The organism is Bordetella bronchiseptica, from assembly GCF_900636925.1.
In the GTDB taxonomy this organism is placed as follows: Bacteria; Pseudomonadota; Gammaproteobacteria; order Burkholderiales; family Burkholderiaceae_B; genus Bordetella; species Bordetella pertussis.
Genome location: NZ_LR134326.1, coordinates 4,374,347 through 4,400,244, shown reverse-complemented (window position 1 = coordinate 4,400,244; position 25,898 = coordinate 4,374,347). Strand labels below are relative to the sequence as shown.

28 protein-coding genes are annotated in these 25,898 nt (G+C 70.6%); 15 read left to right on the top strand and 13 right to left on the bottom strand.

The window, feature by feature from the left end; translation table 11 throughout:
* The 9 genes from hpaD to EL288_RS20470 all read left to right on the top strand — a co-directional run bounded on the left by hpaD (position 1) and on the right by EL288_RS20470 (position 9,246).
* Positions 1–864, top strand: a complete 864-nt coding sequence (hpaD, locus tag EL288_RS20510; RefSeq protein ID WP_033446591.1) for a 3,4-dihydroxyphenylacetate 2,3-dioxygenase — start codon at positions 1–3, stop codon at positions 862–864.
* Position 865: 1 nt separating this feature from the next.
* A complete protein-coding gene (locus EL288_RS20505) occupies positions 866–1,303 on the top strand; it encodes a 5-carboxymethyl-2-hydroxymuconate Delta-isomerase (protein WP_003808154.1) in 438 nt (145 codons plus the stop codon).
* Complete coding sequence (gene hpaH, locus EL288_RS20500; protein WP_003808156.1) at positions 1,303–2,118, top strand: 2-oxo-hept-4-ene-1,7-dioate hydratase; 816 nt, start codon at positions 1,303–1,305, stop codon at positions 2,116–2,118. Before EL288_RS20505 ends, hpaH begins: the two co-directional genes overlap by 1 nt.
* Positions 2,119–2,126: 8 nt before the next feature.
* Positions 2,127–2,930: a 4-hydroxy-2-oxoheptanedioate aldolase gene (hpaI, locus tag EL288_RS20495; RefSeq protein WP_033446592.1), complete on the top strand. Its 804-nt coding sequence runs from the start codon at positions 2,127–2,129 to the stop codon at positions 2,928–2,930.
* Positions 2,931–2,976: 46 nt separating this feature from the next.
* Positions 2,977–3,918, top strand: a complete 942-nt coding sequence (locus EL288_RS20490) for a LysR family transcriptional regulator (RefSeq protein ID WP_080561910.1) — start codon at positions 2,977–2,979, stop codon at positions 3,916–3,918.
* 142 nt (positions 3,919–4,060) lie between these two features.
* A complete protein-coding gene (locus EL288_RS20485) occupies positions 4,061–5,038 on the top strand; it encodes a Bug family tripartite tricarboxylate transporter substrate binding protein (RefSeq protein ID WP_003808163.1) in 978 nt (325 codons plus the stop codon).
* 27 nt (positions 5,039–5,065) lie between these two features.
* Positions 5,066–6,742, top strand: coding sequence for a thiamine pyrophosphate-dependent enzyme (locus EL288_RS20480; RefSeq protein ID WP_003808165.1), 1,677 nt, complete (start codon positions 5,066–5,068; stop codon positions 6,740–6,742).
* On the top strand, positions 6,742–8,178 hold the full coding sequence (locus EL288_RS20475; RefSeq protein WP_033454239.1) for an aldehyde dehydrogenase family protein: 1,437 nt from the start codon (positions 6,742–6,744) through the stop codon (positions 8,176–8,178). Before EL288_RS20480 ends, EL288_RS20475 begins: the two co-directional genes overlap by 1 nt.
* Positions 8,179–8,283: 105 nt before the next feature.
* Entirely contained in the window at positions 8,284–9,246 is a 963-nt protein-coding gene (locus EL288_RS20470) for an alpha/beta hydrolase (protein WP_003808170.1), read from the top strand.
* A 10-nt stretch (positions 9,247–9,256) separates the two neighbouring features.
* Here EL288_RS20470 and EL288_RS20465 read toward each other — a convergent pair whose 3' ends face one another.
* Both EL288_RS20465 and EL288_RS20460 read right to left on the bottom strand, forming a co-directional pair.
* Complete coding sequence (locus tag EL288_RS20465) at positions 9,257–9,862, bottom strand: helix-turn-helix domain-containing protein (RefSeq protein ID WP_003808172.1); 606 nt, start codon at positions 9,860–9,862, stop codon at positions 9,257–9,259.
* Between the two features lie 20 nt (positions 9,863–9,882).
* The gene (locus EL288_RS20460; protein ID WP_003808174.1) at positions 9,883–10,884 is read right to left on the bottom strand and encodes a tripartite tricarboxylate transporter substrate binding protein BugE; all 1,002 of its coding nucleotides are present in this window, start codon (positions 10,882–10,884) and stop codon (positions 9,883–9,885) included.
* Positions 10,885–11,175: 291 nt separating this feature from the next.
* On the opposite strand from EL288_RS20460, the gene EL288_RS20455 reads away from it, so the two are divergent.
* A complete protein-coding gene (locus EL288_RS20455) occupies positions 11,176–11,550 on the top strand; it encodes a hypothetical protein (protein ID WP_003808176.1) in 375 nt (124 codons plus the stop codon).
* A 49-nt stretch (positions 11,551–11,599) separates the two neighbouring features.
* Positions 11,600–11,938 carry a lipoprotein gene (locus EL288_RS20450; protein WP_003808182.1) on the top strand — a complete coding sequence of 113 codons (339 nt, stop codon included), beginning with the start codon at positions 11,600–11,602 and terminating at the stop codon, positions 11,936–11,938.
* 9 nt (positions 11,939–11,947) lie between these two features.
* Here the strand turns inward: EL288_RS20450 and EL288_RS20445 are convergent, their stop codons facing one another.
* The 11 genes from EL288_RS20445 to EL288_RS20395 are packed head-to-tail and all read right to left on the bottom strand — an operon-like array spanning position 11,948 to position 22,442.
* The gene (locus EL288_RS20445; RefSeq protein WP_010925927.1) at positions 11,948–12,757 is read right to left on the bottom strand and encodes a crotonase/enoyl-CoA hydratase family protein; all 810 of its coding nucleotides are present in this window, start codon (positions 12,755–12,757) and stop codon (positions 11,948–11,950) included.
* 35 nt (positions 12,758–12,792) lie between these two features.
* On the bottom strand, positions 12,793–13,608 hold the full coding sequence (locus EL288_RS20440; RefSeq protein WP_003808186.1) for an SDR family oxidoreductase: 816 nt from the start codon (positions 13,606–13,608) through the stop codon (positions 12,793–12,795).
* Between the two features lie 46 nt (positions 13,609–13,654).
* Positions 13,655–14,749 carry a CoA transferase gene (locus EL288_RS20435; protein ID WP_003808188.1) on the bottom strand — a complete coding sequence of 365 codons (1,095 nt, stop codon included), beginning with the start codon at positions 14,747–14,749 and terminating at the stop codon, positions 13,655–13,657.
* The gene (locus EL288_RS20430; RefSeq protein WP_126622027.1) at positions 14,742–16,076 is read right to left on the bottom strand and encodes a phenylacetate--CoA ligase family protein; all 1,335 of its coding nucleotides are present in this window, start codon (positions 16,074–16,076) and stop codon (positions 14,742–14,744) included. Before EL288_RS20430 ends, EL288_RS20435 begins: the two co-directional genes overlap by 8 nt.
* On the bottom strand, positions 16,030–16,713 hold the full coding sequence (locus tag EL288_RS20425) for a TetR/AcrR family transcriptional regulator (protein ID WP_003808193.1): 684 nt from the start codon (positions 16,711–16,713) through the stop codon (positions 16,030–16,032). Before EL288_RS20425 ends, EL288_RS20430 begins: the two co-directional genes overlap by 47 nt.
* Positions 16,714–16,738: 25 nt before the next feature.
* The gene (locus EL288_RS20420; protein ID WP_003808195.1) at positions 16,739–17,902 is read right to left on the bottom strand and encodes an acyl-CoA dehydrogenase family protein; all 1,164 of its coding nucleotides are present in this window, start codon (positions 17,900–17,902) and stop codon (positions 16,739–16,741) included.
* Positions 17,899–18,900 (bottom strand): branched-chain amino acid ABC transporter permease, encoded by a 1,002-nt coding sequence (locus EL288_RS20415; protein ID WP_010925928.1) that lies wholly within the window; start codon positions 18,898–18,900, stop codon positions 17,899–17,901. The genes EL288_RS20420 and EL288_RS20415 overlap by 4 nt, the downstream gene beginning before the upstream one ends.
* Positions 18,900–19,772, bottom strand: a complete 873-nt coding sequence (locus tag EL288_RS20410; RefSeq protein ID WP_003819480.1) for a branched-chain amino acid ABC transporter permease — start codon at positions 19,770–19,772, stop codon at positions 18,900–18,902. Before EL288_RS20410 ends, EL288_RS20415 begins: the two co-directional genes overlap by 1 nt.
* Positions 19,769–20,518 carry an ABC transporter ATP-binding protein gene (locus EL288_RS20405; RefSeq protein ID WP_003808203.1) on the bottom strand — a complete coding sequence of 250 codons (750 nt, stop codon included), beginning with the start codon at positions 20,516–20,518 and terminating at the stop codon, positions 19,769–19,771. Before EL288_RS20405 ends, EL288_RS20410 begins: the two co-directional genes overlap by 4 nt.
* Entirely contained in the window at positions 20,515–21,306 is a 792-nt protein-coding gene (locus EL288_RS20400; RefSeq protein ID WP_050486052.1) for an ABC transporter ATP-binding protein, read from the bottom strand. The genes EL288_RS20405 and EL288_RS20400 overlap by 4 nt, the downstream gene beginning before the upstream one ends.
* Entirely contained in the window at positions 21,303–22,442 is a 1,140-nt protein-coding gene (locus tag EL288_RS20395; protein ID WP_003819485.1) for an ABC transporter substrate-binding protein, read from the bottom strand. Before EL288_RS20395 ends, EL288_RS20400 begins: the two co-directional genes overlap by 4 nt.
* 324 nt (positions 22,443–22,766) lie before the next feature.
* On the opposite strand from EL288_RS20395, the gene EL288_RS20390 reads away from it, so the two are divergent.
* From EL288_RS20390 to EL288_RS20375, 4 genes are read left to right on the top strand one after another with little or no spacing between them, the layout of a single operon-like run.
* The gene (locus tag EL288_RS20390) at positions 22,767–23,534 is read left to right on the top strand and encodes an SDR family NAD(P)-dependent oxidoreductase (RefSeq protein WP_003808206.1); all 768 of its coding nucleotides are present in this window, start codon (positions 22,767–22,769) and stop codon (positions 23,532–23,534) included.
* Positions 23,535–23,566: 32 nt separating this feature from the next.
* The gene (locus EL288_RS20385; RefSeq protein ID WP_003808209.1) at positions 23,567–24,349 is read left to right on the top strand and encodes a crotonase/enoyl-CoA hydratase family protein; all 783 of its coding nucleotides are present in this window, start codon (positions 23,567–23,569) and stop codon (positions 24,347–24,349) included.
* A gap of 3 nt (positions 24,350–24,352) precedes the next feature.
* Complete coding sequence (locus EL288_RS20380; protein WP_003808211.1) at positions 24,353–24,742, top strand: Zn-ribbon domain-containing OB-fold protein; 390 nt, start codon at positions 24,353–24,355, stop codon at positions 24,740–24,742.
* Positions 24,739–25,890 carry a thiolase gene (locus EL288_RS20375; protein ID WP_003808213.1) on the top strand — a complete coding sequence of 384 codons (1,152 nt, stop codon included), beginning with the start codon at positions 24,739–24,741 and terminating at the stop codon, positions 25,888–25,890. The genes EL288_RS20380 and EL288_RS20375 overlap by 4 nt, the downstream gene beginning before the upstream one ends.
* Positions 25,891–25,898: the final 8 nt, after the last annotated feature.

Genomic DNA, 25,898 nt, shown 5'->3' with positions numbered 1-25,898 from the left:
ATGGGCAAGCTGGCCTTGGCCGCCAAGATCACGCACGTGCCGTCGATGTACCTGAGCGAACTGGACGGGCCCAACAAGGGTTGCCGCCAGGCCGCCATCGACGGGCACAAGGAGATCAGCCGGCGCTGCCGCGAGCTGGGCGTGGACACCATCGTGGTGTTCGACGTGCACTGGCTGGTGAACAGCGACTACCACATCAATTGCGCCCCGCGCTTCTCGGGCTGCTACACCAGCAACGAGCTGCCGCACTTCATCAAGAACATGGACTACGAGTACCCGGGCAACCCGGCGCTCGGCCATCTGATCGCCGACGTGGCCAACGAGATGGGCGTGGCCACGCGCGCGCACAGCGAAACCTCGCTGGGCATGGAGTACGGCACGCTGGTGCCCATGCGCTACATGAACGAAGACCAGCATTTCAAGGTGGTCAGCGTGTCGGGCTGGTGCGTCTGGCATGACCTGGCCACCAGCGTGCGCTTCGGCCAGGCGGTGCGCAAGGCCATCGAAGAGCGTTACGACGGCACGGTGGCGGTGCTGGCCAGCGGATCGCTCAGCCATCACTTCGCCGAGAACGGCACCGCGCCCGAATACATGCACAAGGTCTGGGATCCGTTCCTGGAGCAGGTGGACCGGCGCGTGGTCGAGCTGTGGGAGCAGGGCGATTGGCAGACCTTCTGCCCCATGCTCAAGCTGTACGCCGAGCAATGCTGGGGCGAGGGCGGCATGCACGACACCGCCATGCTGCTGGGCGCGCTGGGCTGGACCGACTACGACCAGCCGGTCGAGGTGGTCACGCCGTATTTCGGCAGCTCGGGCACCGGCCAGATCAACGCGATTTTCCCCGTCTCGCCGCTGAAGGTGTGATATGCCGCATCTCGTCATTCTCTACTCGGGCAACCTGGACCGCGACCTGGACATGGGCGCGGTGTGCCGCGGGCTGGCCGACGCCATGCTGACGGTGCGCGATGACGAGGGCCGCCAGGTGTTCCCCACCGGCGGCACGCGCGTGCTGGCCTATCCGGCGCCGCACTACGCCATCGCCGACGGCGGCCAGGCCGGCCGGGACGCCGGCGAATCGGGCGACTATGGCTTCGCCTACCTGAACCTGCGCATGGGGCGCGGACGCAGCGAGGCCGTGCAGCGGCGCGCCGGAGAAACCATCGCGCAGGCGGCCCGGGCCTTGCTCGCGCCGCTTTTGCAGCAGCGCCGCGTCGGCCTGACCTTCCAGATCGACGTGGGCGCCGAGGTTTACGATGCCAAGTTCGGCAACCTGCATGCCTTGTTCCAGAAAGGGGAAAAATAATGCTGAGCGAAGCGCTGATCGGCGAGCTGGCCGCGCAACTGTATGAGTCGGAGAGGACGCGCGTGCAGGTGGAGCACTTCTCCAAGCGCCATCCCGAAATCACCATCGAGGACGGCTACCGCATCAGCCGCGCCTGGGTCGCCATGCAGCGGGCCGACGGCCGCCGGGTGATCGGCCACAAGATCGGCCTGACTTCGCGCGCCATGCAGCAGGCCAGCCAGATCGACGAGCCGGACTACGGCACGCTGCTGGACCACATGCTGTACACCTGCCAGCCCGGCCAGGAGCTGGCGATTCCGTTCGAGCGCTTCATCGCGCCGCGCGTGGAGGTCGAGCTGGCGTTCGTGTTGAAGGCGCCGCTGCGCGGCCCCGAGGTGACGGTCGAGCAGGTGCTGGCGGCCACCGAATACGTCACGCCGGCCATCGAGATCATCGACTCGCGCATCGAGCAGTTCGACCGCCATACCCGGGCCATGCGCAAGGTATTCGACACGATCAGCGATAATGCAGCCAACGCCGGCGTGGTGACCGGCGCACAGCGCGTGTCGCCGCAGGCGCTGGATTTGCCGTGGTGCGGCGCCGTCCTGCGCCAGAACGGTGTCGTGGAAGAGACCGGCCTGGCCGCTGGCGTGCAGGGGCACCCGGCCATCGGCGTGGCGTGGCTGGCCAACAAGCTGGCGCCCTGGGGCGAAACCCTCGAACCCGGGCAGCTTGTGCTGGCCGGCTCCTTCACCCGCCCGGTGGCGGCGCGCAAGGGAGATGCGTTCGAGGCGGACTACGGTCCGCTCGGCGCGATGAGGTTTCGCTTCGTATAAGGATGGTCATGGATATTCCTCGCAATACGTTCAAGGCCGCGCTCAGGCAAGGCCAGGTGCAGATCGGTCTGTGGGTCGGCCTGGCCGACCCCTACGCGGCCGAAGCCGTGGCCGGCGCCGGCTATGACTGGCTGCTGATCGACGGCGAGCACGCGCCCAACGACGTGCGCCAGATGCTGTCGCAGCTGCAGGCGGTGGCGCCGTATCCGGTGCATCCGGTGGTGCGGCCGGTCATCGGCGACGTGCCGCTGATCAAGCAGATCCTCGACATCGGCGCGCAGACGCTGCTGGTGCCGGTGGTCGAATCGGCCGAGGAAGCGGCCACCATGGTGGCCGCCACCCGTTATCCGCCGCGCGGCATACGCGGCGTGGGCAGCGCGCTGGCGCGTTCGTCGCGCTGGAACCAGATCCCGGACTACCTGCACAAGGCCGACGAGGAAATGTGCGTGCTGGTGCAGGTGGAAACCCGCGCCGGCATGGAGCAGCTCGACGCGATCACGCAGGTCGAGGGCGTGGACGGCGTGTTCTTCGGCCCGGCCGACCTGTCGGCCTCGATGGGACACCTGGGCAACCCCGGCCACCCCGACGTGCAGGCGGCCATCCTGGACGCGATCCGGCGCGTGCGCGCCGCCGGCAAGGCGCCCGGCATCCTGACGGCCGACGTCAAGCTGGCGCGGCAGTACATCGAGGCCGGCGCGCTGTTCGTGGCCGTGGGCGTGGACACCACCTTGCTGGTGCGCGGCGCCCGCGACCTGGTGCGCCAGTTCAAGGACGAGCCGGCCGCGCAGCCGTCCGGCCCGTCGGTGTACTGAAGCCGCCGCCGCACGGCGGCGGGCCGTTCCGGACAGCCGGCCTGCCATGACGATCCAGCAGCTTCGCGCCTTGATGGCGGTGGTCTCGCATGGCGGCTTTCGCGCCGCCGCGCGCGCGCTCGACGTGTCGCAAGGCGGGCTGACCAAGAGCATCGCCGCGCTCGAACAGGAATATGGCGTGGACCTGATCGAGCGCAGCGCCAAGGGCGTGCTGCTCACGCCCAAGGGCGCGGCCTTCGTGCCGCTGGCGCGCGCCATCGTCGAGGAGGCCGAGCGCGCCGAGGGCTGGCTGCGCGCGCAATCCGGGGAGCTGTCGACCAGCGTGTCGCTGGGCGTGTCGATCGAACCGTCGATTCGCCTGGCGCCGGCGGTGTTGCGCGATTTCCGCAAGGCGCTGCCCGATACCAGCGTGCACCTGACCCAGGGCGTGGCCCTGGACCTGCTGGGCGCGCTGCGCGAGAACCGGATCGAGCTGGCCGTCATCCGGCTGCCGCGCAACTTCGATTCCAGCGACCTGAAGGTCCAGCGCCTGTACCAGTCCGAGCCGGTCATTGTCGGGCGCGCGGGCCATCCCGGCGCGGGCGCGGCGTCGCTGCGCGAGCTGGTCAAGTATGACTGGGTGGTGGTGGGCGACACCTCGCGCCAGGGGGCGATGAACGACGACAGCATCTGGGAGCTGTTCGATCGCGAAGGCCTGGGCCGGCCGCGCTTCGCGGCGGTGTGCAATTCGCTGCTGAGCATCGTCGCCATGCTGATGGAGTCCGACGCGCTGGCGCGCGTGCCGCGCGCGCTGCTCGATCATTCGCTGGCGCGCCGCAACCTGATTCCCATCCCGGTGGCCGAGCCGCCGGTGCCGTACTGGATCGCCACGGTGCACAAGGCGTCGCGCCGCCTCTCGCCCGAAGCGCAGACCCTCAACGCCATGCTGTCTTCCTACGCGCGCATTTCCGGCGCGCTGTCGCCCGAACGCCGCCCCGGCGAGCCCTGAGGCCCGCGCGCCGTCGCGCGCGCGGCGCCGCTGATCGCCGCGAGGAATCGCGAGCACCGCAAACGCATGGCCTTGGTCCCGTTCCCGCGCCCACAATAGCGCCGCCGCAGCAATGCGCGATAACGACACGGGAGACACAACCATGCAAGCCATTTTCAAGGGCCTGATCATCGCCGCCACGGCGCTGTCCGCTGGCGCTGCCACGGCCGCGCCCGCCTATCCGTCCAAGCCGGTCACGCTGATCGTGCCGTTCGCGCCCGGCGCCTCGGCCGACGGGGTGGCGCGCCTGCTGGGCCGCAAGCTGGCCGATGGCCTGGGCCAGCCGGTGGTGGTCGAGAACCGCCCCGGCGCGGGCGGCACCACCGGCCTGATGGCGCTGGCGCACGCGGCGCCCGACGGCTATACGCTGGCCATCGGCGCCACCGGCGCCATCGCGGTGAACCATCACCTGCCCGATGCCGCGCCGCTGGACGCGGCCAAGCAACTTGCGCCGGTGGCCAAGGTGGCCGACATTCCGCTGGTGTTCATCGCCAGCCGGCAGTCGCAGCTGCGCAGCATGCAGGACATCGCCGCGCAGGCGGCCAGGACCAAGGGCGGCCTGAGCTATGGCACCTCGGGCCAGTTCACCTCGCAACACCTGGCGGGCGAGCTGTACGCCGACATGGCCAAGACCGCGCTGGTCGCCGTGCCGTATCGCGGCAGCAGCCCGGCCCTGACCGACGTGATCGCCGGCCAGGTGCCGCTGGCGGTGGTGGACCTGACCTCGGCCTTTCCGCAGATCAAGGCGGGCAAGGTGACCGGCCTGGCGGTCACCGGCACGCGGCGCGCGATCGCCGCGCCGGATATTCCCACCGTGGCCGAACTAGGGTTCCCGGGCTACGCGGCCAGCGGCTGGCTGGGCATGTTCGCGCCGGCCGGCACGCCGGCGCCCGTCGTGGCCCAGGTCTCGGCGCAGCTCGAGACCATCCTGGCCGACCCGCAGGTCGGCGCCGAACTGCTGACCCTGGCGGTCGAGCCGGCCTATCTCGACCCGGCCGAATTCGCCGCTTACGCCCGGGCCGAATCGGACAAGTGGGGCAAAGTCATCGGTGCGATGGGCCAGGCCAAGAGCCAGCCCTGAGCAGCAACGCAGTTGGAGAGAAACAGCATGAAGGCAGCAATGACCGGCGGTGAAGTATTCGTGGAAGGGCTGGTGCGCAATGGGGTGAAGGATCTGTTCTTCATCCCGGGCATCCAGCTGGACTGGGCGGTGGAGGCGCTGCGCAAGCGCGCCGGCGAGATCAACCTGTACGTGCCGCGCCACGAGCAGACCACGACCTATATGGCCGATGGCTACTATCGCGTCACCGGCAAGCCCGGCACCGCCATGGTGGTGCCGGGCCCCGGGGCGCTGAACGCCGGCGCCGGGCTGGCGACCGCCTACGCGTCCGGTTCGCGCATGGTGTTCGTGACGCCGCAGATCCATGCCGACGGCGTGGGCAAGGGCTACGGCCTGCTGCACGAAATCAAGGACCAGAGCGGCTTCGTCCAGGGCCTGACCAAATGGCATCGCTTCGTCGGCGCGCCGGCCGATATCGGTGCCTCGGTGGATGCCGCCTATGCGCAGGCCGGCCAGGGCCGCGCGCGGCCGGTGGGCCTGGAGATTCCGCACAATTACTTCCAGGCCGAGGTGGCGGGCCAGGACGAGGCCGTGCCGCCGGCGCGGCCGGCCGAGCCGCCCATGCTCGACGAGCAGGCCATCGCCGCGGCGGCGGCGCTGATCGGCCAGGCCCGCCTGCCGGTGCTGTACGTGGGCGGCGGCGTGTTCCCGACCGGCGCGCACGAAGCGGTGCGGCGGGTGGCCGAGCGCATCGGCGCGCCGGTGGTGATGAGCGACAACGGCCGCGGCGCGCTGCCCGACCATCATCCGCTGGCCATGAATTCGCTGGCCGGGCGCGCGGTATTCCAGCACGCCGACGTGGTGGTCGTGGTCGGCAGCCGCTTCATCGACGCCCTGATGCCGGCGGCGTCGTGGCCGGCCGGCCGCGCCCGTTTCGTCTACATCAACATCGACGCCGCCGACATGACGGCGCCGCGCGCGCCCGACGTGGCCATCGCCGCCGACGCGGCGCACGCGCTGGCAGCGCTGGAGGAACGGCTGCGCAGCCGCACCGCCTTCACGCACGAGCAGGCGGCGCGGGTCAAGGCCTGGGCGCAGGCGCAGATCGACCGGATCGAGCCGCAGGCCGCCTATATCCGCGCCATGCGCGATGCGCTGCCCGAGGACGGCATCTTCGTCAACGAGCTGACGCAGGTCGGCTATCTGTCGCGCATCGCCTTTCCGGTCCACGCGCCGCGCACCTATATCGGGCCGGGCTACCAGGGCACGCTGGGCTATGGCTTTCCGGTGGCGCTGGGCGCGGCCGTGGGCGGCGCGGGGCGCCGCGTGCTGTCGATCACCGGCGACGGCGGCTTCGGCTGGAACCTGCAGGAACTGGCCACCGCCCGGCGCTACAACCTGCCGGTGACGCTGGTGGTGTTCAACGACGGCCATTACGGCAATGTGCGCGCCATCCAGAAGCGCGAGTTCGGCGCCGAGGTGGCGGTGGACCTGTGCAACCCCGATTTCCAGCTGCTGGCGCGCGCGTTCGGCATTCCGTCCGAACAGGTGGACAGCCCGGCGGCGCTGGGCGCGGCCATCAAGGCGTCGCTGTCGGGCGGGCCGGCGCTGATCGAAGTGAAGATGGGCGAAGTGCCCAGCCCCTGGCACCTGCTGCGCCTGCAGCCCATGGCCGGCATGGCCGGGCCGCAGGCCGCCGCCAATCCGCTCGATGGAGACTATTGATGGATTACGCCGAGTTCTATGCCGACGGGGCATTCCATCCATGCGGCGGCGCCGCCGTCCTGCCGGTGTACAACCCCGCCACCGAGCAGGCCGAAGCATCGGTGCGCGCCTGCTCGGCGGACGACCTGGAGCGGGCCGTGCGCGCCGCGGCCGCGGCCGGCCCGGGCTGGGGCGCCGCGCCGCCGGCGCAGCGCCGCGACGCGCTGGACCGGCTGGCCGAGGCCTTGCGGCAGCGCGCCCCGGACATCGTGGCGGGCCTGGCGCGCGAGATCGGCTGCCCGGTCTGGCTGGGCGAACTGATGCAGGTGCCCATGGCGATGAAAGGCATGGCGCACGCGCGCGACGGCATGGACGCCATCGCCTGGCGCGAGCGCATCGGCAACGGCCTGGTCGAACGCGTGCCGGTGGGCGTGATCGCGGCCATCACGCCCTGGAACTTCCCCCTGCACCAGATCGTCGCCAAGGTGGCGGCGGCCCTGGCCGCCGGCTGCACCGTGGTGCTCAAGCCCAGCGAGCTGGCCCCCGGCGCGGCCTGGCAATTCATCCAGGCCTGCCACGACGCGGCCTTGCCGCCCGGCGTGGTCAACCTGGTCTGGGGCGACGCCGCCATCGGCCAGGCGCTGGTCGCGCATGAGGCGGTGGACCAGGTCAGCTTCACCGGCAGCACCGAGGTGGGGCGCAGCATCATGGCCGAGGCGGGCCGCCACCTGAAGCGGACCACGCTGGAGCTGGGCGGCAAGTCGGCCGCGGTGCTGTTGCCCGACGCCGAGCTCGAACGCGCGCTGCCGGTGGTGCTGCGCATGGCGGTGGCCAACAGCGGTCAGGCCTGCGTGAGCCAGTCGCGCCTGATCGTGCCGCGCCAGCGGCTGGCCGAGGCCGAGCAGGCGCTGGCCGCGCTGGCGCAGGCCTGGCCGCAGGGCGATCCCCTCGACGCCGCGACCCGGCTGGGGCCGCTGGCCAACGCGCGCCAGTTCGAACGCGTCAACGCCATGGTGAGCCGGGCGCTGCAGCAGGGCGCGCGCCTGGTGGCCGGCGGCCCCGGCCGTCTCGCGGGCCAGGCGCGCGGCTGGCACGTGCCGGTGACGATCCTGTCCGACGTGACGCCGGACATGGAGCTGGCGCAGGAGGAAGTGTTCGGCCCGGTGCTGGCCCTCATGCCGTACGAGGACGGCGGCCAGGATGGCGGCGAGGGGCAGGCGCTGGCGCTGGCCAACGCCACCCGCTATGGCCTGTCGGGCGCGGTGTGGTCGGCCGACGCCGCGCGCGCCGCCGCCTTCGCGCGGCGCATGAAGACCGGCCAGGTCATCATCAACGGCGCCGACCAGAACCTGGCCACGCCGTTCGGCGGACGCGGCGCGTCCGGCGTGGGCCGCGAAAACGGGCGCTTCGGCATCGAGGAGTGCCTGACCTGGCAGTCGCTGCACGGGGCGCCGTAGCGCGGCAACGTATGCCCGGCGCGTTCGCCGATGAAATTTTCTATATAAAGAAAAATTCCGGTATAGTCGATTCGTTGCGTCATAACCTCGGACAGGCAAGCGACGATGGCATACGACCCGGGCATTCAGGCATATGTGGAGCGCGCGCGCCGCGCATTGGGCGACATGGCGGGGCTGAAGGCCCTGAGCCTGGCGCAGCGGCGCGTGCGGGCCGACCGCTACGCGGCGCTGGTGCGCGAGCCTTATCCCGAGTCGCTGGAGGTCAGCGATACCTACATCGTCCAGCCCGGCCACGAGATTCCCGTGCGGGTGTACCGGCCGCGCGCCGAGGGGCCGCTGCCGACCATCGTCTACCTGCATGGCGGCAGTTTCGTGGCGGGCAGCCCGCAAGGCCACGATTTCATCACCACCAGCCTGGCGTGCAACACCGGCGCGCAGGTATTGAGCGTGCACTACCGGCGCGCGCCCGAGAACCCCTATCCCGCGCCCACCGACGACGCCTACGCGGCCCTGTGCTGGGCGCAGCGCGAGGCCGAACTGCTGGGGGTCGACCCGGAGCGCATCGCCGTGGCCGGCGACAGCGCCGGCGGCAACCTGGCCGCGGCCTGCGCGCTGATGGCGCGCGATCGCGGCGGGCCGGCGTTGCGCATGCAGGCCCTGATCTATCCGACGCTGGATGCCGACCTGGATACGCCCAGCTACCTGAACAACACCGCAGACGCCTTCCTGACCCGCGAGGCGATGGCGTTCGCGGTCAACGCCTTCCTGCCGCAGGGGCTGGATACGCGCGACGGCTATGCGCTGCCGCTGCGCGCGGCCGATCACGCCGGGCTGCCGCCGGCCTACCTGCTGCTGGCCGACCACGATCCGCTGCTCGACGACGGCACGCGCTACGCCGCCAGGCTGCGCGAGGCCGGCAATGCGGTGCAGCTGCGCATCGGCGCGGGCATGATCCACGGTTTCCTGCGCGCGCGCCGCCTGAGCGCGACGGCCGACGCCGAGTTCCATCTGCTGTGCGCGGCGCTGCGGCAGGCGCTCGGCCTGCCCGAGCCGGCGGCGCGCTGGTAGCGCGCGCGGCCTAGAAGTGCCGCTGGGCGGCCGGCTCGTGGGCGATGATCCAGAGGATGCTGGCCGGCTCGTCGTAAGGGTTGCGAAAGACGTGCGGCGTGGCGCCGTCGAACTGGAAGCTGTCGCCGCGTTGCAGCTGCAGCGTCTGGCCGTCCAGCTCCAGTTCGAAGGCGCCTTGCAGCACCATGCCGCCCTTTTCGGCGGCGTAGCTCAGCGGCGGCGCGCCGGAGGTGCCGCCGGGCTGGATGTTCAGCACCATGAATTGCAGCCGCTGGCCGGCCGGCGGCGTGAGCATTTCCTTGGTCATGAGCGGCGTGCCGAACTGCATGACGCGGCGCGTGCCGTTGCGCCGCACGTGGGCGGCCAGGTCGCCGGCGCCGGCCGCGTCGGCGGCTGTCTCGTCATCGGCCTCGAACAGGGCGCTCAGCGGCACGTCGAGAGCCTGGCGGATGCGCGCCAGCGTCTTCAGCGAGGGGTTGCCCAGGTCGCGCTCGATCTGGCTGAGCATGCCGGTGGCCACGCCCGAGCGGGCCGCCAGCGTCTGCAGCGATATTTTCTTTTCCTTGCGGATGCGCCGGATGGCCTGTCCGACGAGGCGGGTGTCGTCTGCTTGCATGAAGGGGAAAGGGCGAGCGCTCAGCGCGGTGTCTTCAGGCCCATGCCGTCGAGGATGGGAATCCACTTGGCGTAGTCTACTTCGAACAGCTGCTTGGCATCGGCCAGCGAGCCGCTCATGGGCACCAGCCCCATCTGCGTCAGGCGCTGCTGCAGCGCGGGGTCGGCCATGGCCTTGCCGAGCGCGTCGTGGATGCGCGCCTCGACCTCGGGCGGCGTGCCGGCCGGCACGAACAGGGCCTGCCAGGGCTGCATCTTTTCCTTGATGACCTCGCCCAGGCCCGCCTCGGCCACGGTGGGCACCTCGGGCAGGTCGGCCAGCCGCGTTTCGGTGAACGAGGCCAGGGCGCGGATCTTGCCGCTCTTGACCAGTTCCTTGATGACCGGCGGGGTGTCGACCAGGTAGGCGTTGCGGCCTTCGACCAGGTCGACCAGGGCGGGCGAGCTGCCGCGGTACGGCACGTGCACGACCTTGGCGCCGATGGCGTCGGCGAAGTATTGGGCGGTGACGTGGCCGGAAGTGCCCGCGCCGGCCGAGCTGAAGTTGTAGGCGCCCGGCTTCTGCCTGAGGTACTCGGCGAAGGACTTGAGGTCTTGCGCGGGCGAGGAGGCCGGCACCACCAGCACCAGCGGCACCTTGGAGATGAGCGCCACGGCGGAGAAATCCTTGACCGGGTCGTACGGCAGCTGCGGCGCGGTGCCGGCCAGCAGGATCTGCGTGGACATGCCGCCCAGCAGCAGCGTGTAGCCGTCGGGCTTGGCCCGCGCCACGGCCTGGTTGCCCACCAGGCCGCCCGCGCCGGCGCGGTTCTCGACGATGACGGTCTGGCCCAGCGCCTGGCCCATGCGTTCGGCGATCAGGCGCGCCACGATGTCCGAGTTGCCGCCGGTGGCAAAGGGCACGACCAGCGTGACCGGGCGTTCGGGATAGGCGGCCTGCGCGGTGGCGGCGCCGGCCAGCAGCGCGACGCCGGCGGCGCGGCGGGTCAGTCTGGCCAGGCGGGAAAGCAGGGACTTGGACATGCGGGACCTCGACGCAAGAAAGTACGGCGGTTGAGTGGTTTGCTGTTTGTGGAAAATTATAGGCAGGCTATTGGAAAATTTTCTATATAAAAGAAAATTTTCGGGGAAAACCCTGGCAGGGCGCACGGGTGGGCGCGGCGAAGAATCATTCAGTAACGTTTGTATCGATTTGCGTTATTCGTGCGGGCGGGATGGCCTATCATGCCGCGCGCTCTCGCGGGCGTGCGCCCGGCGCATCGTGCAAGGCGCTTTGTGTCATTGAACCGATAACCACTAGAACGAGAGAAACCGATGATTCGCCGACTGCTGTTGATCCTGATGCTGTGCGCGCCCCTGGCGGCGTGCGAGACGCTGCAAAGCGGGCAGGGGGGCGCCGACAAGTACAGCCCGACCGCCTTGCGCGAGAACCTGAAGAAAGGCGTGACGACGGTCGAGGACGTGCGCCGCATCTACGGCGAGCCGCGCAGCATCAATCAGGGCCCGGAAGGCGTCACGATGATGGTCTACGACCCCGACACCAGCCGCAACGACATGTTGTCCACCGCCATGAGCGCGGTCGGGCTGGGTTCGGTCGGCGGCGCGGCCAGGCCCGAGAGCCGTTCGCTGTATGTCCATTTCGAGCGCAACCGCGTTGAAAGCTACAGTCTGTCGAGCAGCAAGAATTGACGCCGGCCGCGCCCGCCGGGCGCGGCGCCACTACGCAGGAGTCCCGAACATGTTGAAAACGCTATGCAAGACGGCCCTGGCCGCCGGGGCCGCGCTGGGCCTGGCCGGCGCGTGCGCCGCCCAGGGCGCCGAGACCCACCTGGCCATGGCCGAGATGGGGGGCACGATGCACGCCGCCGCGCAGGCCTGCGGCGACTACAAGCCAGCCGAGCTGAGCGACATGAAGGCGCGCCAGCAGCAGGCCATGGCCGGCATGGGCGTGTCCGCCGAGCAGTTCGAGACCGCGTTCGCGGCCGGCCTGGAAAAGGGCCGGCAGCAGATCGCCGGCGCCAGCGCCCAGCAGAAGCAGCAGATGTGCGAGCAGCTGCGCGCCATGCCCCGGCAGTAGCCCGGGGTTTCAGCCCCGCCGCGCCGCGCGGCTGAAATCCGGCCGCCGCTTCTCGATGAAGGCGGTGACCGCCTCGCGGTGCTCGGGCGTCTTGTGGGCGATGGCCTGGGCGGACGCCGACTGCTCCAGCAGGCTGTCCAGCCCCAGCTCCTGGCCTTCGCGCAGCAGGCGCTTGGTCAGCCGCAGCGTGGCCCCGGGGTTGGCGGCGATGCGCTCGGCCAGCTGGCGCGCCTGCGCCAGCAACTGGTCGTGCGGCACGACGCGCGAGACCAGGCCGCAGGCCAGCGCCTCGGCCGCCGCCATGGCATCGCCCGTGAACGACATTTCCAGCGCGCGCGACATGCCGACCACGCGCGGCAGCAGCCATGCGCCGCCGTCGCCCGGCACGATGCCGACCTTGATGAAGCTCTCGGCGAAGCTGGCCTGCTCGGAGGCGATGCGGATATCGCACATGCAGGCCAGGTCGCAGCCCGCGCCGATGGCCGCGCCGTTGACGGCGGCGATGGTGGGCACATCGATGTTGTAGAGGGCGCGCGTGAGCCGCTGGATGCCGTGGCGGTATTCCTGGCGGATGTCGGCGGCGCTGATGCTGTCGTCGAAAAAGCGCCGCATGTCCTTGACGTTGCCGCCCGAGCTGAAGACGGGATCGGCGCCGGTGAGGATGATCACGCGCACGGAATCGTCGCGCGCGACTTCCTCGCACAGGTCGACGATTTCCTGCACGGCGGTATTGCCGGTCAGGGCGTTGCGCGTTTCCGGCTGGTCGAGGGTGACGGTCCAGATGGCGCCGTCGCGGTCGTGGCGCAGGAATTTGCTCATGGTGTTCGTTTCCGGGTGAGAGACAGGGGTTGGGTTCAGGCCGCCAGCATGTGCAGGCCGCTGCCCAGGTGGGCCGCGCCGTCGATCTGGATCAGTTGCCCGGTCATCAGGTGGGCGGCCGGCGTGGCCAGGAAGGCTACCAGTTCGGCGACTTCCTCGACCCGCGTGGGCCGGCCCATGGGCGTGGCCTCGACCAGGCGGTCGAGCATGGCGCGCGCGGCTTCGCCGGCCAGGCCTTCGGTGATCACCGCGCCGGGGCCGATGCAGTTGAGCGCGATGTCGTCGCGCGCCCATTCCAGCGCCAGGGTGCGCGTCAGGCCCAGCACGCCGGCGCGCGCGGCGATGGAGTGCGCGATGCCCATCGAGCCGCGGTCCACGCCCGACAGCGAGATGTTGACCACCGCGCCCTTGCGCGCCTTCAGGAACGGGTAGGCGGCCTTGGTGACCACGAATACGGCGTTGAGGTTGACGTCGATGACGGCATCCCAGCCCTTGCGGCTGATCTCGGCGGCGGGCGCGAAGAACTGGCCGCCGGCGTTGTTGACCAGCAGGTCCATGCCCTGGCGCTGGCCGACTTCGGCCACCAGCGCCTCGATGGCGGCGGTCTCGCGCACGTTGCACGGCGCGTGGTCGAAACGCCCGGACAGGCCTTGCGCCAGGCTGGCGGTCTCGGCCAGCGGCTCGGCGCGGCGGCCGGTGCCGAACACATTCATGCCCAGCGACAGCAGGCGCAGCGCGATGCCGCGGCCGATGCCGGAGCCGGCGCCGCTGACGAAGGCGCTGCGGCCGGCCAGCGCGTCGGCGCGCAGCACGCGCAAGTCATCGATGGGGGGAGCGGAGGATGAGGTCATGGACGGCTTTCCTGAAAAAGGGTTTCCTGAAAGAGTCGAACGGGCGTCAGCCGGCGCGCCGGCCGCCGCCCACGTGCGGGGTGGCGGTGCGCGGCAGCCGCTGGCCGTCGAACAGCGCCGGGAAGGCCGGCACGTGTTCGCCCGAGGGCAGCGGCCGCGACACCGCGCCGGGACGCAGGCCGCGGATCATGGCCAGCGCTTCCTCGGGCGGGCGGACGTTGCCGGCCGGGATCTGCAATTCGTGCATGCGCGCCAGCACCGCCTCGCGCCGCTGCGGCAGGGTCCAGGCCTCGACCTGCGCGTCGAAATGGGCGGCGCGCCGCAGGCGTTCCGTGAAGGGCGCGTCCTCGGCGCCGATCAGCGGGCGCAGCCGCGCCCAGTAGGTGTCCACGCCGCCGAGGATGTAGACGTGGCCGTCGGCGCAGCGGTAAATGCTCGACGGCGCCGAGGCGCGGTCGCGGTTGCCCATGGGCGGGCCCAGCGCGTCGCCTTCGCTGACGGCCAGCGCCGCCGGCCCGATCAGCATGGCGGCGGCCACCTCCATCATCGACAGGTCGATCAGGCAGCCCTGGCCGGCCGGGTCCAGCATGGCCATGGCGCAGCTCATGCCGGTGTACATGCCGCTGAACATGTCCACCGGCCAGCTGGTCGACAGGCGCGGCGAACCGTCTTCATCGCCGTTGAGCAGCGCGAAGCCGGACTCGCACTGGGCGATGGTGTCCATGCAGACGCGCTCGTCCTGCTGGCCATAGCCCGACACCAGCGCGATGACCAGGCGCGGAAAGCGCGCGCGCAGCGCCGGCCCCCGCAGGTCCAGCTTTGCCAGCGAGGACGGCGCCAGGTTGCAGATGAAGGCGTCGGCCGTCTCGAGCAGGGCGTCGAGCGCGGCGCGGTCGGCCGCCACGCGCAGGTCCAGCACCTGGCTGCGCTTGCCGGTGTTGAAGCTGCGCGCGTAATAGCTGCCGTAGGCGTTGCCCTGCAGCGTGCGCACCCCATCGCCTTGCGGCGATTCGATCTTGACGACATCGGCGCCGAAGTCGGCCAGGTACTGGGCCGCGGTGGGGCCGGCGATGAATTGCGAGAGGTCGACCACCCGGCGGCCCGCCAGCGGCCGGGGCAGGTGCGCGGCGGGCTCAGGCATGGATCACCCGCTTGGCCTTGTGCACGGTGCGCGGCAGCGTGCCGGACTCGACCACCTCGACCTGGAAGCGCACCTGCAGTTTTTCGCGCAGGCGCTGCGACAGCCGCTCGCCCACGTCGGCGGCCGCGCCGCTCTCGCGCTCGACCCGCAGCTTCACGCCGGTCAGGAATCCGGTGTTCGGATCCTTGAGGCTGTCGTCGAGCACGATGACGTATTCGTTGGTCAGGCCGGGGAAGGCGCGCACCACGTCCTCGATGGCCGAGGGAAACAGGTTCACGCCGCGCACGATCAGCATGTCGTCGCTGCGGCCCAGCACGCCGCCGGTCAGCCGCGCGTGGGTGCGGCCGTCGGGAGCGGGGTGGCTGTCGCGCACCACGATGTCGCCGGTCCACCAGCGCACCAGCGGGCAGGCCTGCTTGTCCAGGTGGGTCAGCACCAGCACGCCGCGCTCGCCGTCGGCCACCGGCTCGTGGGTCTCGGGGTGCAGGATCTCGACGTAGATGAAGTCCTCGGCCAGCGTGGGCCCCAGCTGCGCGGCGGTATCCCAGCCGATGGGCTGGCATTCCAGCGCGCCGTAGCAGTCGTACATCCTGGCGCCCCACTGGCGCTCGATGCGTTCGCGGGTGCCGGGGATGCTGGCGCCGGGCTCGCCGCCCACGCACACCATGCGCACCGGCGAGGTGGCCAGGTCGCGGCCCATGGCCTGCGCGGCCTCGGCCATGTGGGCCATGAAGGAGGGCGTGCCGATCACGCATTGCGTGCCGTACTGGTAGATGGTTTCGATCTGCCGCTGCGTGTCGCCGGAGGAGGCGGGGATGACCAGCGCGCCGACGTGCTGGGCCGCCAGCGTGGCCCCCAGGCCGCCGACGAACCAGGCGTAGTTGAACATGCACTGGAAGACGTCGCCGCGGCGCAGTCCCTGGCCGTACAGGTAGCGCGCGTACAGGTCGGCCCAGCGCTCGATGTCGGCCTGGGTCCACAGCACCGGCGCGGGGCGCGCGGTGGTGCCCGAGGAAAAATGCACCCGGACCGCTTCGCCCGGCGCGACGGCGGCCAGGCTGCCGAAGGGGGGCTCGGCCTGCAGTCCGGCCAGGTAGTCGCGCTTGTGCGTAAAGGGCAGGCGGCGCAGGTCGTCCAGGCTTTTCAGGTCGCCGGGCTCGAAGCCGGCGGCCGCGAAGACCTGGCGATAGTGATTGCTGGTGCGCGCCACGCGCTGCAGCTGGCGCCGCAGCGCGTCGAGCTGGAACTGTTCGATGCGGTCGCGCGACCAGGTCTCGGCCTCATCCCAGATCGTATCGGAATAAGGCTGTCTCTCTTGCTGCTTCATCGTTGGAGTCCTTGAGTAGGCCCCGCAGCGCGTAGGCCGCCAGGGCATGCGCGATATCGTCTATCGCCTCTTCGCTTTGCAGGCGGCGCTGGCTGTACCAGACGGTGGCCCAGTTCAGCGCGCCGAAGAACGGTTTGCTCAACAGGCGCGGCGGCAGGTCCACGAACGAGCCCTCGCGGATGCCGTCGTCGATGACTTCCACGAACATCTGCTCGTAGTCGTCGCGCATCTTGACCACCGCGCGCAGCCGCTTGGCCGCCGAGGAGGCTTCCAGCAGGTGGCGCTCCAGCCCTTGTACCGCGACTTTCTGCATCGGCATCTCCTTGAGCAGGATCTGCGTGTGCCGCAGCGCCATGGCCGCCAGCCGGCCGACGGCGCCGCCGCCCTCCCTGGCCAGCGGCTCGACCTGGGCGGTCAGGCGGTTCATGGCGGTGACCTGTACGTCGAAGAACAGGTCAGCCTTGCTGCGGTAGTGGTGATAGATGCGGCCCTTGGTGGAGCCCAGCCGCTGGGCGACGGCGTCGATGGAGGTGGCCGCGTAGCCGAACTCCATGAACAGTTCCGCGGCCGCCCGCAGGATTTCGTCTCGCGACTCGCCGCCGTTGGCGTCGGCGGGCGTCTGGTGTGCACTGGCCATTGATACCTCTTCTGCATTGCCGGATTCAGTTCGCCGCTTCTTCCGCCTCCTTGCGCACCGCGCGCGACAGCACCAGCCGCTGGATCTCGGAAGAGCCTTCGTAGATCTCGAGGATGCGCTGGTCGCGGTAGAGACGCTCCGCCACGGTGGGCTTGCAATAGCCCAGGCCGCCCCAGATCTGTACCGTATTGTCCACCACCCGGTGCGATACCTCCGAGGAGAACAGCTTGGCCATGGCGCCCAGGTTGGATACGTCCTGGCCGGCGTCGTAGGCGCGCGCCGCCTCGTAGAGCATCATGCGCGCGGCCGAGATCTCGGTGGCCATGTCGGCCAGGCGAAAGCCGATGGCCTGGTTCTCGCCGATGGGCTGGCCGAAGGCCCGGCGGGCGACGGCGCGGCCGGCGGCCTCGCGGTAGGCGCCCAGCGCCACCCCGAGGGACTGGGCCGCCACCATGATGCGGCCCACGTTCAGGGTCTGCAGCGCCAGCCGCAGGGCGCGGTTGAGTTCGCCCACGCGGGCGCTGTCGGGCACCACCAGGTCCAGCTTGAGGTTGGAGGTCTGGGTGCCGCGGATGCCCATCTTGTCCGACAGTTCGTCGATCTCGGCGCCCGGCTGCTCCTTGTCGACCATGAAGGCCGACACGCCGCGTCCGCCGGCGGCCGGATCGGTCTTGGCGAACACCACGTAGTAGCGCGACGCGCCGCCGTTGCCGATCCAGTATTTCTCGCCGCGCAGCCGCCAGCCGTCGCCCTCGCGGGTGGCGGTGGCCTCGATGGCGGCGGCGTCCGAGCCGGCGATGCGCTCGGACAGCGCGAAGCTGGTGGCGCGGCCCAGGGTCATCTCGCGCAGGTAGAAGTCCTTCTGCGCGTCGGTGCCGGCCAGCAGGATGGGAAAGGCGCCCAGCTGGTAGGCGCACATGATGGCCGAGGTCGAGGCGCAGTGCGTGCCCAGGGCCTCGACCGCCGCCACCGTGGTGGTCAGGTTCGCGCCCTGCCCGCCCCACTGGGTGGGCAGGAACAGCCCGGCGAACTTGTGCTCGACCAGCGCTTCGATGGTTTCCCAGGGATAGCGCTGGTCGCGGTCCAGTTCGGGGGCCAGCGGGCCGAAGCGCTCGCGGCCCAGGCGTTCGGCCAGGGTTTGCCAGCGCGTGGCGGCGTCGTCCAATGCGGGTTTCCAGATGACAGTCACTTTGGGTTCTCCAGGGTAGTCGCGACAGGGGTGGCGGGCTGGCGGCGGCGCGCCAGGCGGGCCAGCGGCCGGACCAGGCCCATCAGCCCCTGCGGAAAGAAAGCCAGTACCAGCACCAGCAGGCTGCCGAGCACGATCTTGTCGACATAGCCGCCGAACGAAAAGAATTTCTCCTGGATCAGCACCAGCGCGGTGGCCAGCAGCGGGCCGAGCAGCTGGCGCCGCCCCACCAGCACCACGGCGGTCAGCATCAGGATCAGGAAGTAGGTTTCCAGGATGTCGGCGCTGACGTAGGCGCGCTGGTAGGCGTACAGCCAGCCGGCCGCCGCGCTGATGGGCGCCGAGAACAGGAACACCTGCAGCCGCACGCGCGCCGGGTCGATGCCGCTCATGGTGGCCAGCCGCGGGTTCTGGTGCACCATGATGGCGGCGGTGCCCAGCCGCGAGTGGCGGAAGCGGTCGATCAGGTAGATGACCACGACCAGCAGGCCGAAGGCGTAGGGCCACAGTTCCTCGTCGTTGCCGGCGGTCAGCGACAGGCCGGCCACCGACAGGTCCAGGGTGGGCAGGCCGCGCAGGCCGTCCGAGCCGCCCAGGAAAGCCCAGTTGGCCGCCACCGTGACCGCCACCACCGCCACGGCGTAGGTGACCAGCGAGAAGACGAACTCGCGCAGCCGCAGCGTGACCAGCCCGACCACCGCCGAGACGCCCAGCGCGGCCACGATGGTGGCCGCCAGCGTGGTCCAGGCGCCCGCGCCGGTGCGGGTCGAGAGCAGGGCGGTGACGTAGGCGCCGGTGGCGAAGAACACGGTGTGCCCCAGGCTGACTTCGCCCAGGTCCGAGACCACCACGTCCAGTCCGTAGGACATGACGGCGAGGATGGCGATCAGCACGGCCGCACTGTAGATGGCGGGGCTGCCGCCCAGCCAGGCCGGCAGGTAAAGGACGATGACGGCCAGCGGCAGGAGCGCGGCGCGGCGCAGCGGCAGGCGGATCATCAGTGCACCCCCCGCGCCGCGCCGGCGCTCAGGCCGCCCGGGCGCAAGACCAGCACGCCGATCAGCACCAGGAAGGCGGCCGCCGTGGCGTAGGCCGGCGAGACCAGGGCGCTGAACAGGGCGGTGAACACGCCCAGCGCCACGCCGGCGGCATAGCTGCCGGTGACGCTGCCGATGCCGCCCAGCACCACCACGACGAAGGTGATGATGACTTCCTCGAAGCCCATCGAGGTGAGGATGGGCGTGCGCGGCGCCACCATGCCGGCGGCAAACGCCACCGCGGCGCCCTCGAAGGCGAATACGCCATAGTAGATGCGGCGCACGTCGACGCCGGCCAGCTGCGCCAGCTTCGGGTCTTCGGCCACCATGCGCACCAGGCGTCCGGCGCGCGAGCCTTCCAGCAGCCACTTCAGGCCGGCGAACACGGCGATCGCGGCGACCACGATGGCGGCGTCCTGCCAGGTGACCCACAGTTCGCCGACCTCGATATCGCGCTGCGACCAGGCGGTGTCCAGGATCTGCCCGGTCGAGCCGAAGATCAGCGAGGCCGCGCCCTGGATGACGTAGCCGAAGCCCAGCGTCATGATCATGATGGACACCAGGTTCTGCTCGAAGGTGGCGCGCAGCATGATGCGCTGCATGGCCAGGCCGATCAGCGCGCCCAGCGCCATGGCGGTGGGCAGCGCCAGCAGGTAGGGCATGCCGGCCGAGGTGGTGGCCCACCAGGTGACGAAGGCGCCCACCATGTACATCTGGCCATGGCCGAAGTTCACCAGCCGGGCCACGCCCAGCAGCAGGGTCCAGCCGATGGCGATCAGCGCGTAGGCATGGCCCAGCACGATGCCGTTGATGAGCTGTTGCAGTAGATTCATGCGGCGTGCGCTCCGAGATAGGCCTGGGCGATGCGCGGATCGGCGCCGACGCTGGCGGCCGGGCCTTCCAGCACCAGCCGGCCGCGCTCGAGCAGCAGCAGGCGGTCGACCACTTCCATGGCGGCGCGCACGTTCTGCTCCACCAGCAGGATGGACAGGCCCGAGCGCGCCAGGGTTTGCAGCGTTTGCAGCACCTGCGAGACCAGCATGGGCGCCAGGCCGATGGACGGCTCGTCCAGCAGCAGCACGCGCGGACCCATCATCAGCGCGCGGCCGATGCCCAGCATCTGGCGTTCGCCGCCGGACAGCTGCGCGCCCAGGTGGCGGCGCCGTTCGGCCAGGCGCGGGAACAGCTGGAAGACTTCGTCGCGGGTATAGAAGCGGCGGCCGTCCGTGCTGCCCGCGTCGAAGGCGGCGCTGAGGTTCTCCTCGACGTTCATGCTGGCGAAGATCAGCCGTCCCTCGGGCACCAGCAGCAGGCCGGCGCGCACCCGCTGGTGGGTGGGCGTGGCGTCGATGCGCCGGCCGTCGAGGCGGATTTCGCCGCGCACCGTGGGGCGGCCGCGCGACCAGCCGAGCAGGGCGTTGACCAGGGTGGACTTGCCGGCGCCGTTGGCGCCGATCACGCCGACGATTTCGCCGCGCCCCACCGACAGCGCGTCCAGGCCGAGCGCGCGGTTGCCGGCGTAGCCGACTTCCAGTTGCCGTGCGCTCAGCACGGCCTGGTCGCTGGGCGGGGCGTTCATTGCGCGCTCCCGAGATAGGCTTCCAGCACGCGCGGGTCGTTCTGGATGGCGGCCGGGGCGCCGCAGGCCAGCGGACGGCCCAGGTTGAGCACGCAGATCCGGTCGGCCACGGCCATGATCAGTTCCATATGGTGTTCGATGACGACCAGCGCCACGCCTTCGCTTTTCAGTTCGCCCAGCAGCCGCACCAGCGCGGCCATGTCGGCGCCGCCCAGGCCGGCCGCCGGTTCGTCCAGCAGCAGCACGGTGGCGCCGCGGCCGTAGGCCAGCGCGATCGACAGCATGCGCTGCATGCCATAGGAGATCTCCTTGGGATGCAGGTCGTGGCAGGCGGCCGGCACGCCGAAGCGCTCCAGCTGGCCGGCCGCCCAGGCGCGCGCCTGGGCGCGGCGGCGCGCCGCGCCCAGCGGGTTGAGCGCGCTGGCCAGCAGCCCCGCCTGCGCCTGTTCGCCCAGCACCGCCATCATGTTCTCCAGCACGCTCAGGTCGTCGAAGAACGCGTTCTGCTGGAAGGCCCGCTTGATGCCCAGCGCGGCCAGGCCGTGCGCGGGCACGGCGCTGATGTCGCGCCCGTGCAGGCACACCGTGCCGGTGCGCGGTATCAGCGCCGACACCGCGTCATAGCACGAGCTCTTGCCCGCGCCGTTGGGGCCGATGATGCCCAGCAGCTCGCCGGCCCGCACTTCCCAGCTGACGTCCTCCAGCGCGACCAGGGCGCCGTAGCGCACGCCCAGCGCCTGCACGCTGAGCGCGGGCGCGGGGGCGGTGGCCTCGGGCTGCGCGATCATGGCTGGACCACGATCTTGCGGCCGTCGACGCGGAACAGGTAGTAGTTCGACTTCAGCTGGCCGTTGGGTTCGAACTGCAGGTCGCCCATGGCGGTGCCCTTGAACGCGCCGCCGCGGATGCGCTTGGCGATGGCCTCGCGGTCCAGCGTCTTGAGCTCGTTGGCAGCCATGGCCCACACCTGCAGCGAGGTGGCGCCCAGCGCCATGAACTTGTCGGGCGTGTACTTGAACATCTCCTGCGTCTTGGCCACGAAGCGCTGGTTGGCCGGGTTGGACGCGAACGGCTCCACGTCGGGGAAGTAGATGTCGGCGCCGATCAGGCCGTCGGCGGCGTCGCCCGCCACGTTGATGACGCTGGGGGCTACGGTGCCCACCGCGCTGACCAGCTTGCCCGGCAGGCGCGACTGCCTGGCCTGGCGGATGATGGCCGGCATGCCCAGGCCTTCGTTGGCGTTGATGGCCACGGTGACGTCGGGCTTGGCCGCGCGCACGTTGGTCATGGCGACCCGGAAGTCGGCCTGCGTGAACGGGAATTTCTCTTCGGCCACTTTTTCGTAGGCATAGCCCAGCTTCTTGAGCGAGGCCTCGATGGACTCCTGCGCGCCGTTGCCATAGGCGTCGTTCTCGGTCAGGAAGGCCACGCGCTTGGCGCCCACCGATTTGATGTAGTCGGCGATCACCGCGCCGTCCTGCGAGTTGGAGCTGTTCAGGCGGATCGCCAGCGGGTTGCCTTCGCCCGAAAGAATCGGGTCGGCCTTGGAGATCGCCGTGATGTCCAGCACGCCGGCGCGCGCGATGACCGGCTGCATGGCCAGCGTGACCGGGCTGTTCCAGCCTTCGATGATGACCGACACGCCGGCGCTGATCAGTTCGGTGGCGCGCGAGACGCCGACCGCGGGCGTGGACTCGTCGTCGCGCGACACGATCTCGATCTGGCGGCCCATCACGCCGCCGCTTTCGTTGATGACCGCCGCCATGGCCTGGATGGCCTGCGTGACGTGCTGGCCCTGCGGCCCGGCCCCGCCCGAAAGGGGAAAGATCACGCCGACTTTGATGGGGGTCTGTTGCGCCTGTGCCGCCGCGCCCAGGCTCAATGCCAGCAGCCCCGCGGTGAACAGTCTGTGTATCCGCTTCATGCCTGTCTCCTGATCGTTATGCGAGCGGCGCGGTGCGCCGTCGCTTTCTGTACGGCGCCCGGGGACGCCGTTCTTCACGGTGAAACGTTGCTAGCGATGAAAGCCGGCCGCTCCGCCGCGCGCCTCTGCGGGCGGTCCGGCGGGTCGGTGCAACTAACATACCATCAGGTATTTTTTGAAGTCAATGAAGTTCATCGAATTCGATCATTGGCGATTTCCCTAATAAAAACAAAGGATTTTTCGGCTGCACTTAATTCTTTTGAAAAAATACCATCCGGTATGTATTATGGCCGGACTGCCATTCCATCCGCGAGGTTGCCTGCCATGGATACACAAGGAATCAGCGCGCTTGTCACCGGCGGCGCATCGGGCTTGGGGCTGGCCGCGGCGCGCCGCCTGCTGGCGGCCGGCGCGCGCGTGGTCATCGCCGACCTGCCCGGCTCGCCGGGCGAGGAGGTCGCGCGCGAGCTGGGGCCGGATGCGCGTTTCGCGCCGGCCGACGTTACCCGCGAAGACGACATGAATGCCGCCTGCGACCTGGCCGAGTCGCTCGGCCCGCTGCGCGCGCTGGTGCATTGCGCCGGCCGCGGCGGACCGGTGCGCCTGCTCGACAAGGAAGGCAACCCCGGGCCCATGGATACCTACGCCGACATCGTGCGCGTCAACCTGCTGGGCACGTTCAACACGCTGCGGCTGGTGGCGGCGCGCATGGCGCGCAATCCGCTCACGCCCGAAGGCGAGCGCGGCGTGTGCGTGCTGACGGCGTCGGTGGCGGCCTACGAGGGTCAGATCGGCCAGATCGGCTATGCCTCGTCCAAGGCCGGCGTGGTGGGCATGACCATCGTGGCCGCGCGCGACCTGGCCAGCAAGGCGATCCGGGTCTGCACCATCGCGCCCGGTATCTTCGACACGCCCATGCTGGCGCGCGTGTCGGCCGAGGCGCGCAAGACGCTCGCCGCATCGGTGCCCCATCCGGCAAGGCTGGGCAGCCCCGACGAGTACGCGCAACTGGCCCAGCACATCATCGGCAACGCCATGCTCAACGGCGAAACCATCCGCCTGGATGGCGCGCTGCGCATGGCGCCGCGCTGACCCATCCGACCGACCCCGAAGGAGACGCCACCATGAGCGTGCAAGCCCCCGATGCCGCGGAAGTCCTCGTCGACCGTGCCGACGGCATTCTCACCATCACCATCAACCGGCCGCAGGCCCGCAACGCGATCAACCCGGCGGTGGCGCGCGGCATCGCCGCGGCGGTCGACGAGCTCGACGCCAGCGACGAGCTGCGCATCGGCATCCTGACCGGCGCCGGCGGTTCGTTCTGCGCCGGCATGGATCTCAAGGGCTTCCTGCGCGGCGAGCTGCCCAGCATCGAGGGGCGCGGCTTCGGCGGGCTGACCGCCCGGCCGCCGCGCAAGCCGCTGATCGCGGCGGTGGAGGGCTATGCGCTGGCCGGCGGCTTCGAACTGGTGCTGGCCTGCGACCTGGTGGTGGCGGCCGACAATGCGCAGTTCGGCGTGCCCGAGGTCAAGCGCGGGCTGGCGGCCACGGCCGGCGGCCTGGTGCGCCTGCCGCGCCAGCTGCCCTACCGCATCGCGCTGGAGCTGGCGCTGACCGGCGACATGTTCCCGGCCCGGCGCGCCCACGGCTATGGCCTGATCAACCAGCTGACCGAACCCGGCCAGGCGCTGGACGCGGCGCGCGAACTGGCGCGGCGCATCGTCGCCAACGGGCCGCTGGCCGTGGCCGCCAGCAAGCGCGTGGTGGTCGAGTCGCAGGACTGGCCGGCCGACGAGGTGTGGGAGCGCCAGGCGGCGCTGACCGACCATGTGTTCGAGTCGGCCGACGCGCGCGAGGGCTCGGCGGCCTTCGCGGAAAAGCGCCAGCCCGTCTGGCAGGGGAAGTAGGCCATGGCCACCGATACGCGTTTCGACGGCCCCGGGCCCGATGCCTGCTATCACGCGGCGCTGGCCGAGGGCCGGCTGCTGCTGCAGCATTGCGAGGACTGCGCGGCGGTGCGCTTCCCGCCCGCGCTGGTGTGCCGCGCCTGCGGCGGCGCGCGGCTGGCCTGGCGCGAGTCGTCCGGCCGGGGCAGCGTGTACGCCGCCACCACGGTGCGCGACCGCGCCGGCGACTACAACGTGTCGCTGGTCGAGCTGGAGGGCGGCGCCCGCATGATGAGCCGCGTCGAGGGCATCGAGGCTGCGCGGGTGCGCATCGGCCAGCCGGTGCGCGCGCGCATCGTGGCGGGCGAGGAACCCTATGTGGTGTTCGCGCCGCACGACGGAGGCGCCGCATGAGCCGCGCGCTGCGAGGCCGCGCCGTCATCGCCGGCATCGGCAATACCCACCGCTGGCAGGCGCCCGGGCGCACGCCGTTCGACCAGCTGCAGGAGGCGGCCGTGCTGGCGCTGGAAGACTGCGGCCTGGCCATGGCGCAGGTCGACGGCCTGTTCTGCGCCATGTCCACCTCGGGCCTGCCGGTGCTCAACGTGGCCGAGCGGCTCGGCATCCGGCCGCGCCATGCCGACGGCACCATGGTGGGCGGCGCGTCGTTCCTGTTCCACCTGCAGGCGGCCATCGCGGCGCTGGAGACCGGGCTGTGCGAGGTGGCGCTGATCTGCTATGGCTCCAACCAGCTTACCGCCGGCGGCAAGCTGGCCTCGATGCCGGACCCGCAGCCGTACGAGGCGCCGTTCCGGCCGCGCTATCCCATGTCCAGCTATGCGCTGGCCGCGGCGCGCCATATGCACCAGTACGGCACCACGCGCGAACAGCTGGCCGACGTGGCGGTGGCCGCGCGCCTGTGGGCGCGGCGCAATCCGCACGCCTACGCGCGCGACCCGCTGGCCCGCGCGGATGTGCTGGGCGCGCGCATGATCAGCGACCCGCTGACCAAGGCCGACAGCTGCCTGGTGACCGACGGCGGCGCCGCGCTGGTGCTGGTGCGCGCCGAACGCGCGGCCGATCTGCCGCGTCCGCCGGTCTATGTGCTGGGCACCGGCGTGGCCGTGAGCCACCGGCAGATTTCGGCCATGCCCGACCTGACCGTCACCTGCGCGGTGGAGTCGGGCCGGCGCGCGTGCGAGATGGCCGGCGTGGCGCCGCGCGACATGGACCACGTGATGCTGTACGACGCCTTCACCATCAACACGCTGCTGTTCCTGGAGGACCTGGGCTTCTGCGCCAAGGGCGAGGCCGGCGCGTTCGTCGAGAGCGGCGCGATCGCGCCGGGCGGCAGCCTGCCGGTCAACACCAATGGCGGCGGCCTGTCGTGCAACCATCCGGGCATGTACGGGCTGTTCACCGTCATCGAGTCGGTGGCGCAGCTGCGCGGCGAGTGCGGCGAGCGCCAGGTCGAGGGCGCGCGCCTGTCGATGGCGCATGCCAACGGCGGCGTGCTGTCGAGCCAGGCCACCGTTATCCTCGGCACGGCCGAGACGCTGTGAGGGCGGCC

Bases quoted from the DNA above. Each gene is read 5' to 3' on its own strand.
- EL288_RS20430 (WP_126622027.1), bottom strand. From the start codon at position 16,076: ATGAAGCAGCAAGAGAGACAGCCTTATTCCGATACGATCTGGGATGAG.
- EL288_RS20480 (WP_003808165.1), top strand. From the start codon at position 5,066: ATGAAGGCAGCAATGACCGGCGGTGAAGTATTCGTGGAAGGGCTGGTG.
- EL288_RS20460 (WP_003808174.1), bottom strand. From the start codon at position 10,884: ATGTCCAAGTCCCTGCTTTCCCGCCTGGCCAGACTGACCCGCCGCGCC.
- EL288_RS20390 (WP_003808206.1), top strand. From the start codon at position 22,767: ATGGATACACAAGGAATCAGCGCGCTTGTCACCGGCGGCGCATCGGGC.
- EL288_RS20485 (WP_003808163.1), top strand. From the start codon at position 4,061: ATGCAAGCCATTTTCAAGGGCCTGATCATCGCCGCCACGGCGCTGTCC.
- EL288_RS20410 (WP_003819480.1), bottom strand. From the start codon at position 19,772: ATGAATCTACTGCAACAGCTCATCAACGGCATCGTGCTGGGCCATGCC.
- EL288_RS20455 (WP_003808176.1), top strand. From the start codon at position 11,176: ATGATTCGCCGACTGCTGTTGATCCTGATGCTGTGCGCGCCCCTGGCG.
- EL288_RS20425 (WP_003808193.1), bottom strand. From the start codon at position 16,713: ATGGCCAGTGCACACCAGACGCCCGCCGACGCCAACGGCGGCGAGTCG.
- EL288_RS20490 (WP_080561910.1), top strand. From the start codon at position 2,977: ATGACGATCCAGCAGCTTCGCGCCTTGATGGCGGTGGTCTCGCATGGC.
- EL288_RS20445 (WP_010925927.1), bottom strand. From the start codon at position 12,757: ATGAGCAAATTCCTGCGCCACGACCGCGACGGCGCCATCTGGACCGTC.
- EL288_RS20380 (WP_003808211.1), top strand. From the start codon at position 24,353: ATGGCCACCGATACGCGTTTCGACGGCCCCGGGCCCGATGCCTGCTAT.
- EL288_RS20440 (WP_003808186.1), bottom strand. From the start codon at position 13,608: ATGACCTCATCCTCCGCTCCCCCCATCGATGACTTGCGCGTGCTGCGC.
- hpaH (WP_003808156.1), top strand. From the start codon at position 1,303: ATGCTGAGCGAAGCGCTGATCGGCGAGCTGGCCGCGCAACTGTATGAG.
- EL288_RS20505 (WP_003808154.1), top strand. From the start codon at position 866: ATGCCGCATCTCGTCATTCTCTACTCGGGCAACCTGGACCGCGACCTG.
- EL288_RS20375 (WP_003808213.1), top strand. From the start codon at position 24,739: ATGAGCCGCGCGCTGCGAGGCCGCGCCGTCATCGCCGGCATCGGCAAT.
- EL288_RS20395 (WP_003819485.1), bottom strand. From the start codon at position 22,442: ATGAAGCGGATACACAGACTGTTCACCGCGGGGCTGCTGGCATTGAGC.
- hpaI (WP_033446592.1), top strand. From the start codon at position 2,127: ATGGATATTCCTCGCAATACGTTCAAGGCCGCGCTCAGGCAAGGCCAG.
- EL288_RS20435 (WP_003808188.1), bottom strand. From the start codon at position 14,749: ATGCCTGAGCCCGCCGCGCACCTGCCCCGGCCGCTGGCGGGCCGCCGG.
- EL288_RS20405 (WP_003808203.1), bottom strand. From the start codon at position 20,518: ATGAACGCCCCGCCCAGCGACCAGGCCGTGCTGAGCGCACGGCAACTG.
- EL288_RS20385 (WP_003808209.1), top strand. From the start codon at position 23,567: ATGAGCGTGCAAGCCCCCGATGCCGCGGAAGTCCTCGTCGACCGTGCC.
- EL288_RS20415 (WP_010925928.1), bottom strand. From the start codon at position 18,900: ATGATCCGCCTGCCGCTGCGCCGCGCCGCGCTCCTGCCGCTGGCCGTC.
- EL288_RS20475 (WP_033454239.1), top strand. From the start codon at position 6,742: ATGGATTACGCCGAGTTCTATGCCGACGGGGCATTCCATCCATGCGGC.
- EL288_RS20400 (WP_050486052.1), bottom strand. From the start codon at position 21,306: ATGATCGCGCAGCCCGAGGCCACCGCCCCCGCGCCCGCGCTCAGCGTG.
- EL288_RS20465 (WP_003808172.1), bottom strand. From the start codon at position 9,862: ATGCAAGCAGACGACACCCGCCTCGTCGGACAGGCCATCCGGCGCATC.
- EL288_RS20470 (WP_003808170.1), top strand. From the start codon at position 8,284: ATGGCATACGACCCGGGCATTCAGGCATATGTGGAGCGCGCGCGCCGC.
- hpaD (WP_033446591.1), top strand. From the start codon at position 1: ATGGGCAAGCTGGCCTTGGCCGCCAAGATCACGCACGTGCCGTCGATG.
- EL288_RS20450 (WP_003808182.1), top strand. From the start codon at position 11,600: ATGTTGAAAACGCTATGCAAGACGGCCCTGGCCGCCGGGGCCGCGCTG.